The sequence below is a fragment of the Microbispora triticiradicis genome (assembly GCF_005864065.1).
GTDB classification, from domain to species: domain Bacteria; phylum Actinomycetota; class Actinomycetes; order Streptosporangiales; family Streptosporangiaceae; genus Microbispora; species Microbispora triticiradicis.
Genome location: NZ_VANP01000014.1, coordinates 143624 through 157090 on the forward strand (window position 1 = coordinate 143624; position 13467 = coordinate 157090).

The window sequence follows — 13467 nt, forward strand, 5'->3', positions numbered from 1 at the left end:
AGACCGTCCCGAGATCGGCCGGAGTCGCAGGTGAGAGGGCGTGTGGCGGGCACCCGCACCGGACCTGACAGACTAGGGGTCATTCCCCCTTGCCGGGGCCGACCTCGTCGTACGGTTTGCTCCATGACTGGATCCTTGACGGGCAAGGTCGCGCTGGTCGCCGGAGCGACCCGAGGAGCGGGCAGAGGCATAGCGGTCGAACTGGGCGCCGCGGGCGCGACCGTCTACTGCACCGGGCGGTCGAGCGGATCCGGGCGCTCGGAGATGGACCGGCCGGAGACCATCGAGGAGACCGCGGCCCTGGTGGACGCGGCCGGCGGCCACGGTATCCCGGTGCGGGTGGACCACCTCGTGCCCGACGAGGTGCGGGCGCTGGTCGCCCGCATCGAGAAGGAGCAGGGCGCCCTGCACGTCCTGGTCAACGACATCTGGGGCGCGACCAAGATGGAGTGGGACAAGCCGGTCTGGGAGTCGGACCTGGAGTACGGGCTCCACCAGCTCCGCCTGGCCGTGGACACCCACGCGATCACCAGCCACTTCGCGCTGCCTCTGCTGATCAAGAACCCGGGCGGCCTGGTGGTGGAGGTGACCGACGGCACCGACGAGTACAACGCCGCCAACTACCGGGTCTCCTTCTTCTACGACGTGGCCAAGGGCGCGGTCAGCCGCATCGCCTTCGCGCTGGCGCACGAGCTGAAGTCGTTCGGCTGCACGGCCGTGCTGCTCACCCCCGGATGGCTGCGCTCGGAGTTCATGCTGGAGCAGTTCGGCGTCAGCGAGGAGAACTGGCGTGACGCCACGAAGTTCTCCCCGCACTTCGCCATCTCCGAGACCCCCGCGTACGTGGGGCGCGCCGTCGCGGCGCTGGCCGGCGACCCCGAGGTGGCGCGCTGGAACGGCCAGTCGCTGTCCAGCGGGCAGCTCGCGAAGGTCTACGACTTCACCGACGTCGACGGCAGTCAGCCGGACGCGTGGCGCTACCTGGTCGAGGTGCAGGACCGCGGCCTGCCGGCCGACACGACGGGATATCGCTGACCGTCCGTCCGCCTCGGACGGCGGCGGGGAGACCGGGGTGAGAGCCCCCCTCGTTAGCGTGTGGCGGCGCTCCGACTCGCGGGCGTCGCCGTGGAAGAAGACGTCGCCGTCGAAGGCGAAACACGGCCGGGCTGAGGAGGAAGAACCGGTATGACGACGCTCACCGATGTCGCCTCCGGATGGTCGCTGTCCGACCACGTGCCGGACCAGGTGATCGCAAGCTGCCTCTACGACTCCCAGGGGTGGCTGCGCGAGTGGGAGAACAACCCCATCGAGCACCGCGTGCGCCACGCCTACGTCCACACCCGGCCCGAGGGCGCGGACGGGTCGTCCGTGCTGCCGCTCTACCTCACCACCCGGTCGCCCTTCTGGCACGGGTACGAGGTGCAGGTCGACCTGGTGGGCAGGTTCGGCAACCCGATCATCTTCGCCGGGTCGACGTACTCGATGTACAGCAAGCGCGGTCCGGTGTCCGCCGATCTGATCCGCGGCGCGTACGACACCGCGATGGAGTGGATCGCCGACGGCGAGGCGGAGACGCTGGTCGTGCCCAACCTCACCAAGGCGGGCGTGGCCGACTGGGTGGCCACCGTGGGCCCCCCGACGGGCCGGGTGCTGCTGGAGCGCACGTACTCCTGCGAGATGTCGCGCGACTACGAGGCCCACGTGCACGAGCGCCTGCCGAACAAGATCCGGCGGGACGTCGCGCGGCGGCTGCGCCGGGCAACCGAGCGCGGGCTGCGCGTCGAGATGGTCGAGGGCGACGCGGCGCACGACCTGGTCCCTGCGGCCTACCCGCTGACCGTCGACACGAGCGACAAGAACGACTGGCCGGCGCTGTTCGACCAGGAGGCGCTGCACTCCATGCTGCGCGTGCCCGGGGCGATGCTGCTCACCGCGAAGCTCGACGATCGGCTCGTCGGCGCGTTCTTCGCGTTCCGCCGCGGCGACGAGGTCACGTACATGTGCGGCGGGGTCGAATACGCGACGCTGAACGAATACAGCACCTACATCGCGCTGATGTACGGCGGCACCCGGTGGGCCTACGAGAACGGCATGCGCCGCATCGAGTGGGGCCGGGACAACTACCGCTTCAAGGAGCGGCACGGCCTGACCGGGACCAACCTGTACGCCCTAGTCTACACGCCGCGGCCGCAACCCGACCTCAGCGTGGACATCGCACACATGCACTGGGTGCTGTTCGACTACATCGAGGCGCATTGATGACGCCTGCCCGGAGGCGTGCCGCGCTGCTGCTGATCGCGGTCATGAGCGTCAACGCCTCCTACACCGTGCTCATCCCGTTCGTGCCCGAGCTCCAGCACCGCGCGGGAGCCGACCCGACGGTGATCGCGCTGACCTTCGCCCTGTTCGCCGCGGCCAAGACGCTGTCCCAGCCGCTGGGCGGGCTGTGGGTGGACCGCTGGCGGCCGGGGCACGTCGCGTTCGTCGCCCAGCTGATCGCCGCCGCCGGCATCGTGATCACGGCGGTGGCCCGCGACCCGCAGACGCTGCTGGCGGGCCGCGTCTGCTGGGGGCTGGGGGAGGGGCTCGTGACGCCCGCTCTCTACGCGGGAATGGGCCTGCTGTGCCGCCGGTACGGCCTGTCGAGCAGCCGGTTGATCGGCAACTTCGGCACCGCCGCGATGGCGGGCTTCCTCATCGGCCCGCTGGTCACCGGGGTGGCCGCGCCGCTGGGGCTGGAGGCGTTGTTCTTCGCGGGTGCCGCGGTCACGGCGGTGACCGCCTTCGGGCTGTTCCAGGCGATTCCCCGGTCCGGCGAGGAAGGGCCCGAGGAGGCCGAGGCGGACGACGCGCCGGCGGCGGACGGCGCGGGCGCGGGCTCGGCGGGCCCCTGGTGGTTGTGGGTGCTCGCGCTGGGCGCGCTGGACCTGTTCGCCAACGTGATCTACTCGGCCTTCGAGCCGATGCTGCCGCTCTACCTGAGCGCCGGGCGGGACGGCTCGGTACGCGGCACGATCTCGGTGGTCTTCTCCGTCGGCCTGGCCACCTTCGCCCTGTTCACCTGGGCGCTCGGCCGTTACACCGAGCGGCTGCGGCTGATGACCCTGATCCGCGCCGGCATGACGCTCATGGCACTCGGCCTGGCGGGCCTGACCCTGAGCGCGGAGGTGGTGCCGGTCGCGGCGTCCTTCGTCCTGTGCATGGCCGGTGCCGCGGTGCTCTACCTGACCGCACGGCGGGGCCTCATCGAGCTTCGCTCGGCGATGAGCCGTCAGGGGAAGGCGTTCGGGCTGTTCGGTTTCATCGGCGACTCCGGCAACGTGATCGGCCCGATCATCGGTGTCGCCCTGTTCGGCTGGACCGGCGCCACCTCCTTCCTGCTGCTCGGCGTGCTCTGCGTGGTCGCGCTGGTGGGGCTGGCGGCGGTGTCCGGGCGGTTCCGCGGCCCGCGGGCGGCCGAACCCACGGCGACCGCCGGAACCGCCGAGACCACCGGAACCGCCCCGACCCCCGAGAGCACGGAGGCGGCGGTGGCGGCGCAGGAGACCTCGCAGAGACCATCCTGATATCGGCTCGGGTGACAGTGATCGTCGGACTTGTCGAGCAGAATGCGGAGAGATCGAGCTCATGAGTGTCACGCACCAGCAGGTCTTGGAACCCATCGTCTGCGGTCATCCCGCGGCCGCCCGGTTGCTGCCCACCTTCGACGTCGCGCGGCTTCTCGAGGATCTGGACCGCCTGGACGACCACCAGTGGTCGTTGCAGCAGACCTTCACCTCCGCCGGGCTGGCCGAGCGGGCGCCCTACGACTGGCGCGCGCTGCCGCTCCGCAGCCCGACGGGCCGTCCCGAGCGCACCGACCCCGGCGGTGCGGGCCTGGACGAGTTCGCCGACACGCCCTGGCTCGCCCAGGCCCCCTACTTCGCCGAGATCCTGGCCTCGGTTCCGGCCCCCCTGCGCTGCGTGCGGTTGCTCGCGCTCGGGCCGGGCGCGATCGGCGAGGTCCACTTCGACACCAAGGTCGGCTTCCCGTGGGGGAACCTGCGGCTGCACGTGCCGATCACGACCAACCCCGGGGCCGCCCTGATCATCGAAGGGGTGGAGCACCGGTGGCAGCCGGGCACGTTCTGGTTCGGCGACTTCGGCCGGTGGCACCAGGTGCTCAACACCGGCCAGGACAAGCGCATCCACATGATCATCGACACGCTGATCACACCAGAGACGCTGAGCCTGTTCCCCCCGGACTTCCTCGAGACGCTGTCCGCCGACGAGGTGCTCTACGCCCGTCCCACGGCGCCGCTGGACGACCCCGAGCGCTACCACTGCGCGTTCGAGATCCCCGCGTCCTTCGCCGACTGGGAGGAGGCGGAGGGCCAGTTCCTGCTGCCCCAGCCGAAGCTCGCGGCGACCGTGAACAGCGACGACGACGGTAACCGCCTGGTCCTGACGCTGGACGGTGAGCCCACCTTCGGTCTCGTCCACGTGGGCGAGGGCGAGTTCCGCTTCACCGGCTGGACGGAGGAGCGCACCATCCAGGTCGTGCCCGACGGCGCGGCCCCGACCGTCATCCTGCGGACCCGCAGGGGGACGGCCGAGCGCCGGCTGGAGATCCCCGCGACCCGGCGGATTCCGTCCGCGGCGTGAACCGTCGTCCCGTCCCGCCGGGCGGCGCGGCCCGGCGGGACGGTCACGACCGGCCCAGGAGGAGACAGTGAAGATCGAGACGGTGAACGGCCTGACGATTGGGCTGGTCGACGTCGGCGAAGCCGAGAACGGTGACTGGGAGCGCCACCGGGGCGAGCTGGACCTGGTCCGGGTCGTGGACCCGCCCCCGGAGTCGTGGCCGCGGCTGCGCGCCGCGGGTTTCGCCGTCCACCCCTCGTGGATCACGTGGATGGCCCCGGTCGCCGCGTCGGAGGAGGAGTTCCTGAGCCGGCTGTCGGTGCAGGAGCGGCGCAACGTGCGTCTCGGGTTGCGCTACGCGGCCGGGCGCGACGTCCGGATGGACGTGGCCGACCCGGTGGACGACCTCGTCTTCGACGACTTCCTCAAGCTGTACGAGCCGCACATCGGCGGCATGCGGCACGGCGTGCCGTACGCGAGCATGGAGCGCGAGGAGATCCTCGGTATGCGCGAGGACTACTTCGCCGTCCAGGCGTTCGAGGACGACACGCTCGTGGGGTGCTGCATGTGCCGCAAGCGCGCCGACGCCTCGACCGTGGTGATCCGGTTCGTGACGACGACCCAGGACAGCCGGCAGCACCGCATCGTCCGCGCCATGTACATGCGGGTGTTTGCGAAGGCCCGCGAGCTGGGGTACCAGAGCGTCTCCCTGGGCACCGACCCCGCGCTCTACGGCCACATCGCCAAGCCGGGGCTGTTCCGCTTCAAGAGCCGGCTGGGCTTCACCCCGATCCCGGCGCGGTTGTTCGGCACGATGGACGACCCCGACGAGGCCACCCGGGTGCTCCGCCTGGACACGCTCACCGAGCCGTCGCTGCTGATCTCGTACGCCATCGCCGACGACGCGGGAGCCGGCGAGATCACCTTCGACACCCCGCTGCGCCTGGACGTGCTGACCGGCGAGGACACCACCGACCCGGATCAGGACCTGGGGCCGTACCGGGCGCCGTTCCTCACCGGCGTCGGCCTGGTGCGGATCGGCTGAATCCCCGTCCGGCCCCCTCGCCTGGTCCCTTGAGGGAGCGCCGTCAGGCCGGTCCCTGATGCTCCACCAGGGCGAGCGCCCTGGTGGGGCTGCCCGAGCCGCCCACGATGGGCAGCGGCCCCACCATCAGCACGGCGCCGGTGGGCGGCAGCAGAGAGAGGTTGCGCAACTGCGTCAGGCCGTACTTCCCCGCGCCGTGGAAGTACCAGTGACACGGGTACGGACGGTCCGCGAACTCGCCCGCGAGGCCGGCGTCGGTGCCCACGGTCTCCACGCCGATGCCGATGACCGGGGTCTGCTCGGCCAGCCAGCGCGCGCACTCCGGTGCGACGCCGGGCGTGTGCCCCTCGTTGAGGAACCGCGCGGGGTCCTCGCGGCGGGCGTCCCAGCCGGTGCGGTAGAGCAGCCAGCCGCCCTCCGGAAGCTCGCCGTGGCTCTCCTGCCAGCGCTCGACGTGTTCGCGGCGCAGCAGGAAGTCGGGATCGCCCGCCGCCTCCGCGGTGAAGTCGAGCACGACGGCCGGCCCCACGAGACGCCCGGGCGGCACCTCCGACACGTCGTGGGTGCCCTTGCCCGACAACCAGTGCACGGGCGCGTCGAAGTGCGTGCCGGTGTGCTCCGACAGGCGGATGTTGTTCCAGTAGACGGTGGGCCCGGCGGCGTCGTAGTCGCTGATGACCTCGCGGGAGAACGGCCACGGCTGGCCCCGCTCCGGCGGCAGCTTGATGATCGGCGTCTGCTCGGAGAGAGGGGCGGTCAGGTCGACGACCTCGACGACGCCGCGGCGCATCGCGTGGACGAGCTCGGTGAGCAGCCCCATGTCAGGCCACCACGATCTCGTCGCCGGACACCTTCAGCTTGAAGGCGGGCAGCGGCTGGTCCGCCGGGCCGAAGGTGACCGATCCGTCGGTGATGGCGAACCTGCTGACGTGGCAGGGGCAGACGATCTCGCCGTCCGACACCTCGTCCACCCGGCAGCCGCGGTGGGTGCACAGCGCGGAGAACGCCTTGAATGTGCCGGCCTCCGGCTGCGTCACCACGACGTCGAGATCGGAGAGCACGTGCCCGCCGCCGACGGGCACGTCGCCGGTCCGGCCGAGGGAGGTGCCGCTCGGCGGCGCGTCCGCCGTACGGGCGACCTCGCACCCGGAGAGCGCGGCGGCCGCGGCGGCCGCGCCCGTCCCCGCGAGTACGGCGCGTCGGCTGTAGGTAGGGCTCATCGGTTACCTCCGGGGAAGAACCCCGCCTCCGGCGGGGAGGAATCGGACCTGGTCGGGAGGACGGGTGGGAGGACAGGTGAGAGGAGGGGGCGGTCAGCCCTTCGCGAGCGAAAGCTCCCCGGCGGACGCCGAGGCGCGCAGTGCGGCCGCGAACCGCTCGCCGGACCCGCCGGTGGCGGACAGGTGGCCGTCGGGCCGGGCCAGCCACCACACCGGCTGGTCCAGCCCGCCGTACGTCTCCGGCAGCGCCGGCCCGGTGGCCCGGGCGAGGGTGGTCCCGGCGGGCGCCGCGGCCGCCGGGGCGTCCGGGGGGACCACGATCACGAGGCGGGCGGGGAGGTCCCACGGCCGCGCCCGCGCGGCCTCGACGACCGGGAGCGCCTCGGCCACGCCGGGCGCGAAGACCAGCCCGGTGAATCCCGCGCCGAGAAGCCGGCGCAGCCGGGTCGGCACGCCGTCCACGGTGACCTCGCCGTCGGGCGCGAACGCTCCCAGCAGCGGGTGTCCCCGCTCGACGATGGGGGAGTCGGTGTAGGTGTAGGGCTCGGCCATCTTGCCGCTGTTGACGTGGCGGCGGGCGAGGCCGAGGATGCGCGACAGGCGCAGCAGCGCCGCGCGGGTCCAGCGCCTGACCAGGTTGGGCGGCACCATGAAGCGGATGGTCGCCTCGGTCACCCGCAGGTTCTCCAGCGCGGCGGCGTACCGCTCGGTGTGGTAGCTGTCCAGCAGTTCCTCGCCACCGCGGCCGGACAGGACGAGCGCGAGCTTCCAGGCGAGGTTGTCGGCGTCCTGGATGCCGCTGTTCATGCCGCGCGAGCCGTACGGCGGCAGCGCGTGCGCCGCGTCGCCGGCGAACAGCACCCGGCCCACCCGGAGCCGCTCGACCACCCGCTGGTGGAAGCGGTAGGTGCTGACCCAGTCCACCTCGTACGGAATGTCGCCGATGACCGCCCTGACCCGCTGGTCGAATCGCCCGTCCGCACGCTCGGCGTCGATGTCGGCGTCCGGCGGCAACTGCCAGTCGATGCGCCAGATGTCGTGCGGCTGCGGGTGCATGACGAGCTGCCGGCCGGGGTTGAAGTGCGGGTCGTAGTGGAAGTGCCGCTCCTGCGCCAGCGGCAGCTTGGCCTTGATGTCGGTGATCAGGAACCGGTCGCGGTGGGTGTAGCCGGTCCACCGGACGCCCATCAGCTCCCGGAGCCGGCTGCGCACGCCGTCGCAGGCGACGAGGTAGGAGAAGGCGAGCTCCCGCTCACCCGTGCCGGTGCGCACGCGGACGGTGACCCCGTCCTCGTCCTGGCGCACGTCGATCACCTCGTGGTCCCACCGCAGCTCGCAGAGGGGCTCGGCCTCCGCCGCCCGCACCAGGATCTGCTCGATGCGGTGCTGCGAGATGTTGACGAACGGCCCGAAGCCGGGTCCGCGGGGAAACCGAGCCGCCCTGATCTCCCGGTTGCGCACGTAGGTCCGGGCGACGTCCCAGGTCACGCCTTCCTCGGCGATCGGGTCCGCGCAGCCGAACTTGTCCAGCACCTCCAGGACGTCGCCCTGGATCAGGCACGCCTTGGATCCCTGCTTGACCAGGTGCGGGTTCGCCTCCAGCAGCACGCACGGCACACCGTGGCCGGCCAGCCGCAGCGCCGCGACCAGTCCCACCGGCCCGGCGCCGACGATGCCGACCGGTGCCTCGATTCCGCTCACGGCGCCCTCCTCGTCTCCTTGTCGGCCTCCAGGACGGCCTCGCCGTCCGCGTGCAGGCCGTTCTCGCCGTTGCCGTGCAGGCCGTTGTCGTGCAGCCCGTTGCCGTTGCCGTTGCCGTTGCCGTTGGCGTGCACACCGTTCGGGTGCAGGCCGCCGCCGGGCACGCCGTTCTGCAGGGTGCGGAACACCGGCAGGTCGCGGACGGCCGCCAGGTAGGGCGTGCCCTGCGTGTATCCGGTGCCGGAGGCCTCGCCCAGCATGCGTACGGCCAGCCGGTAGTGGGTCTGGCGCCAGCGGGCGAGGGTCCGCGCGAAGGACTCCATCGCCGCGCCCAGCCGTACGCGGTCCGGCTCGGGCACACCGGTGCCGAGCAGCGCGGCGCAGGCCTCGTCGAGGGTCTCCTGACCGGCCAGCACCCGCATGCGCACGTCCGGCACCGAGAAGTACGCCTGTGAGTCGATCCGGCCCGGGTCGGGCATGCTGCACAGCGACTCGACCAGCTTGTAGTTGCGCGACTGGATCGCGCTGGCGCCCTCGGTGAACTGGCGGAAGGTGCGGAACGCCTCGACCTGCATGGTGGCGAGCATCGAGAACAGCGGTCCCGACTCCTCCAGCGCGGTCCGGGCGCCGTCGAGGAAGTACACCGCCCGGTCCACCTCGCCCTGCCGCAGCGCCGCGATCGCGCCGCGCAGGTGCGTGGACAGCAGCGCGAAGGTGGTCTCGAACGCCTGGAGCACGCGCAGGAAGAGGTACTCGTCGTGGATGGTGTCGACGGGCAGGATGCTCAGCTTCATGGCCCTCCGCTCGGCGAAGGACATGTCGCCGCGGACCGCCGCGCACGCCTGGCGGGCCTGGTCGGCCGGGCCCACCTCGGTCAGCCCCGAGTCGAGCGCCATCCGGCCCAGCACCGGCCGCAGCACCCGCAGCCCGTGCCGGTAGCGCTTGCCGACCACGGCCGCGTCCGGCCGCATGCGGGGCAGCAGCGTCGTACGGCCGTCCTGGGCGGCCAGCTCGAAGGCCAGCGCGTCGGCCACGAGCTGGGCGATCAGCCGGTCGCACCGCGGCCGCGCGAAGAGGGCCTGCTCCAGGGGGTCGTCCGGCCCGGGGAGCTGGAGCAGCGACAGCGCCAGATACGTGGGGTAGTCGTAGCGCTGGTCGGGTTTGTCCAGGGCGGTGTCGAGGAAACTGGCGAGCGTGTGGACGTGCGGCCACGGTCCGTGCAGGGACGGCAGCAGCGTCCGCGCCTCCGCCAGCATCCGGAGCAGTTCCGGGGGCACGAAGTGCTTGCCGACGTGGTGATACTCGCGTACCACCGCGGCGTAGGGGAACTTCATCAGGTCGGGATTGCGCAGCCAGGAGCTCAGCTCAGCTGTGGACACGGACACCACCGCACGATCCATGCTTGCTTCGGTACGCCGAGACGGCCGCGCACAGAGCCGCGACGTCGCCGGCGTCGTTGTAGAAATGACACGAGATCCGGACGTACCGGCCGCGTGGGCTTACGCTGACGCCGTGTTCGGCGAGGAACCGGGCCAGCGACTCGGGCTCGGGGTCGAAGAGGCACAGGTGCGCGCCGCGGGTCCGCCGGGGCGGCAGGACGACCTGTTCACCCCGCTCGCGCAGGCCGCCGGCGGCCAGGTCCGTCAGGGCCAGCACGTGGTCGCGCACCTCGGTGAGGTCGAGCGGCTCGACGAGGTCGAACCCCGCGTTGGCCGCGTAGGCCGCCGGCACCGCGGGCGTCCCGGTCTCGAACCGGGTGGCCGCGGCGGGGAAGTCCAGCAGGCTTACGTCGAAGGCGAAGGGATCGACGCGCCCGAACCACCCGGTCAGCACGGGATCGAGACCGAGTGACCCCGGCGCGCGTACGTAGAGGAAGGCCAGGCCGGGCAGGCCGAGCAGGTACTTCATCGTGCCGGCCACCAGGAAGTCGCAGCCGAGTTCGTCCACCCGTACGGGCCGGACCCCCACGGCCTGGTAGGCGTCCACGAACACCGGGGCACCGGCGGCGTGCGCGATCGCCGCGATCTCGGCGACCGGCATGACGCGGCCCTCGGCGTAGGTCACCAGCGGCACCGACACGAGCCGGGTGCGCTCGTCGATCAGCGCGGCGTAGTCGGCCACACAGTCGCCGGCCCAGTCGCCGGCACCGTCGTCGCCGTACCCGTCGGCGGTCGCGTCCACGGGTTTCCCGGCACAGGGGGCGTGGACGACCTCCGTGCCGTCGCGGCCCTGCGCGAGCCACACGTGGGAGATCGACGGGAACTCCGCTGTGCTGCTCACGATCCGGTGCCGTCCCCGCCGCCGGCCCAGTGTGGAGGCCACCTGGTAGGCCCCGACGGAGGCGTTGGGCACCACGGCCACCCGGTCGGCGTCGGCGCCGATGAGCCGGGCGAACCGGGCGCGCGCCCGGTCGACCTGCCGCGAGAACCGTTCCCACGCGCCCGCCCCCAGGGTCATGTCCGCCGCCATCCGGCCAAGCGCGTGGTCGAGGTCGGCGGAGCGGGCGCCCAGGCTGCAACTCGACAGGTGCACGGTGCGTTCCAGCATCGGGAAGCGCCGCCGGAACGCCGCCGCGGCGCTGCTCGTGCCGCTCATAACGCGGTCTCTGCCATGGGGCCGGTGCGGGTGAGCTCGTCGCGCAGCTGCCACAGCTCCGGGAAGAACTTGTAGTTGATCAGGCTGGCCAGGACGTCCACGGGGGTCCCCTGGGTGCCCACGACCTGATGCCCGATCACCCGCGTCGCCATCTTGTAGTGCCGTACGCGCCACAGGGAGATGCGCTCGTCCCACTCGATGAGCGCCTCGGCCAGCCGGTGTTCGGGGCTGTGGAGCCCGCTCCGGTACAGCTCGGCGAGGTCGAGCCCGCGCCGCCGGACCATGGCGGCGAACGCCGCTTCGAGCCGGCGCCCGCACCCCCGGATGGCCCGCCAGCCGGGTGAGTCCGCGCCCGAGCCGTGCCCCAGCACCGTGCGGATCAGCTGGAAGTCCCACGGCGACAGGTGCCGCATCATCTCCAGCTGGCCGGTCACCAGCTCGATGCCCAGGGACGCCCGGCCGAGCAGGCCCGTGGCGCTCTCCAGCTCCTCCGCGCCGATGCGCTCGGCGGCCTCGTCGAGGTCGGCGCAGGTGAGCTTCAGCCACAGTTCGGTGGTCTGGTGCACGACCTGGAAGAGCAGCTCGTCCCGGTGCACGACCTCGTCCGGGCCGCGTTGCAAGGACAGCAAGGTATCGGTCCGCATATACCTCGCGTAATCGGTGTCACCCTCGCCGGTGAGCACCTGCTTGGAGTAGTCCTTCATGTAGCGAACCCCAATGTCTCACTCGTCGACATTCATGGGGCGACGGTACGAGGACGTCCTATCATCCGGGTCTCAGTGAATTGCCGGTTATGCGCGGGCGTACGGAGAATCGGAGACCCGGCACAGCCGGGCCGTCAATTCTTCCGCAGGGCGAATCGACAAACAATGGACGGGAGAATCCATGTTTGCTGCCCGGAAACTGCTGGGCCTTGTCGGCGTATTGCTGATGACGGCCGCGCTCACGCTCGAGCCGGGACCGGCCGGAGCCGAGGAGGTGACGTTCACCAGCGACGGAACGCGATTGAACGGCACCGTTTTCGCTCCTCCCGGGACGGGCCACCGGCGTCCCGGCCTGGTGCTCGTCTCCGTGTCCGGCTGGCTGCCGCGCGAGGAACTGCACAAGATGGTCGCGCCCTTCGTCGAGGCGGGCGTCGTGACGTTCGTCTACGAAAAGCGGACGGCCGGATATTCGGCGACGCAGCGGTCCTATTCCCAGCTCGCCGACGACGCGCTGGCCGCGGTGCGGCTGCTGCGCGCCCGCCCGGACGTCGACCCGGATCGGGTGGGGCTGTGGGGCATCAGCGAGGGAGGCTGGGTGGCGCCGCTGGTGGCCGCGCGCTCGCCGGAGGTCGGTTTCGTGGTGCTGCTGGCGGCCAGCGGCGTGCAGCCGGCCCGGCAGACGGCCTGGCACCTCGACAACCTGCTGCGGCACGACGGCGTGTCCGGCCCGCTCGCGCTCAACGGCGTCCGGCTGGCCGAGGGCCTCGGGCAGTTCCCCGAGGCCGCCTTCGATCCCGCGCCCGCGCTGACCCGGGTGCGTCAGCCGGTGTTCGCCGTGTGGGGGGCGGACGACCACACCGTCCCGCCCGCCGAGTCGATGGCGGTCGTCCGGAACGCGTTGGAGCAGGGCGGCAACCACGACTACACGATGCGGGTCGTCTCCTCGGCCACCCACCCGCTCGCCCGCGGCACGACCTGGATCGTCCCCGAGTTTTACGACCTGGTGACGGCGTGGCTGAAGAGCCCGAAGGCGGCCGGGCGGTCCGACGCGCCGCCCTCGCAGGAGCGGACCAGTCTGCCCGTCGAGCCGCACACCTGGTACGAGTCCGCCTGGGCGCAGGGCGGCGCGCTGCTGCTGATGGCGGTGCTGTTCTCCGCCTACCTGGGCGCCGGGCTCGTCGGGCGGAGGCGCCGGCGCCGGGCCGCGGCCGCGCGGGGGCCGGAGCGGGATCCGGGCATGCGCCGGACCGCCCGGCTCCTGGCGGTCTGCGGGCTGCTCGCCCCCCTCGGCCTCGTCTGCTACGTCGTCGCCCTCCTGCTCACCCAGAGTACGGGCGCCGTCGGCGGGGTGGTGGTGCCCTACCTGGCGCTCCGGGGGGTCGTCCTGCTCGCCGTCGCCGCGATGGCCTTCGTCGCGGCCGCATGGTGGCGCGCCCGGCGGCACATCACCCGGGCGGAGCGCGTACGGCTGGGCCTGCTCCTCGGCGGCGGCGCGGTGCTGCTGCCCTGGGCGGCCTACTGGGGCCTGCTGTTCGGATGACCCGTGGCGACATCGACCATGGGACATCTGGCACATCCC

At 72.0% G+C, this 13467-nt stretch carries 12 protein-coding genes; 6 read left to right on the forward strand and 6 right to left on the reverse strand.

Annotated elements, in window-relative coordinates; all coding sequences use genetic code 11:
- The first annotated feature begins 123 nt into the window (after window positions 1–123).
- The 5 genes from FED44_RS28840 to FED44_RS28860 all read left to right on the forward strand — a co-directional run bounded on the left by FED44_RS28840 (window position 124) and on the right by FED44_RS28860 (window position 5668).
- On the forward strand, window positions 124–1035 hold the full coding sequence (locus FED44_RS28840) for an SDR family oxidoreductase (protein ID WP_138462681.1): 912 nt from the start codon (window positions 124–126) through the stop codon (window positions 1033–1035).
- A 150-nt stretch (window positions 1036–1185) separates the two neighbouring features.
- Window positions 1186–2259 carry a GNAT family N-acetyltransferase gene (locus tag FED44_RS28845; protein WP_138462682.1) on the forward strand — a complete coding sequence of 358 codons (1074 nt, stop codon included), beginning with the start codon at window positions 1186–1188 and terminating at the stop codon, window positions 2257–2259.
- Window positions 2259–3566, forward strand: a complete 1308-nt coding sequence (locus FED44_RS28850; protein ID WP_138462683.1) for an MFS transporter — start codon at window positions 2259–2261, stop codon at window positions 3564–3566. Before FED44_RS28845 ends, FED44_RS28850 begins: the two co-directional genes overlap by 1 nt.
- A gap of 61 nt (window positions 3567–3627) precedes the next feature.
- A complete protein-coding gene (locus tag FED44_RS28855) occupies window positions 3628–4644 on the forward strand; it encodes an aspartyl/asparaginyl beta-hydroxylase domain-containing protein (RefSeq protein ID WP_138462684.1) in 1017 nt (338 codons plus the stop codon).
- A gap of 67 nt (window positions 4645–4711) precedes the next feature.
- Window positions 4712–5668 (forward strand): GNAT family N-acetyltransferase, encoded by a 957-nt coding sequence (locus FED44_RS28860; protein WP_111701507.1) that lies wholly within the window; start codon window positions 4712–4714, stop codon window positions 5666–5668.
- 43 nt (window positions 5669–5711) lie between these two features.
- On the opposite strand, the gene FED44_RS28865 is transcribed toward FED44_RS28860, so the two are convergent.
- The 6 genes from FED44_RS28865 to FED44_RS28890 form a co-directional block, all read right to left on the reverse strand.
- A complete protein-coding gene (locus tag FED44_RS28865; protein ID WP_111701506.1) occupies window positions 5712–6488 on the reverse strand; it encodes a cyclase family protein in 777 nt (258 codons plus the stop codon).
- A gap of 1 nt (window position 6489) precedes the next feature.
- Window positions 6490–6888: a Rieske (2Fe-2S) protein gene (locus FED44_RS28870; RefSeq protein WP_111701505.1), complete on the reverse strand. Its 399-nt coding sequence runs from the start codon at window positions 6886–6888 to the stop codon at window positions 6490–6492.
- Window positions 6889–6981: 93 nt separating this feature from the next.
- A complete protein-coding gene (locus tag FED44_RS28875) occupies window positions 6982–8589 on the reverse strand; it encodes an FAD-dependent monooxygenase (protein WP_208759237.1) in 1608 nt (535 codons plus the stop codon).
- On the reverse strand, window positions 8586–9968 hold the full coding sequence (locus FED44_RS28880) for a tryptophan 2,3-dioxygenase (RefSeq protein ID WP_208759238.1): 1383 nt from the start codon (window positions 9966–9968) through the stop codon (window positions 8586–8588). The genes FED44_RS28875 and FED44_RS28880 overlap by 4 nt, the downstream gene beginning before the upstream one ends.
- Window positions 9955–11184 (reverse strand): aminotransferase class V-fold PLP-dependent enzyme, encoded by a 1230-nt coding sequence (locus FED44_RS28885; protein ID WP_208759239.1) that lies wholly within the window; start codon window positions 11182–11184, stop codon window positions 9955–9957. The genes FED44_RS28880 and FED44_RS28885 overlap by 14 nt, the downstream gene beginning before the upstream one ends.
- Window positions 11181–11888: a tryptophan 2,3-dioxygenase family protein gene (locus FED44_RS28890; RefSeq protein ID WP_111701504.1), complete on the reverse strand. Its 708-nt coding sequence runs from the start codon at window positions 11886–11888 to the stop codon at window positions 11181–11183. The genes FED44_RS28885 and FED44_RS28890 overlap by 4 nt, the downstream gene beginning before the upstream one ends.
- 181 nt (window positions 11889–12069) lie before the next feature.
- Between FED44_RS28890 and FED44_RS28895 the strand changes: the two genes are divergently transcribed.
- Window positions 12070–13428 (forward strand): alpha/beta hydrolase family protein, encoded by a 1359-nt coding sequence (locus FED44_RS28895; protein WP_138462685.1) that lies wholly within the window; start codon window positions 12070–12072, stop codon window positions 13426–13428.
- Window positions 13429–13467: the final 39 nt, after the last annotated feature.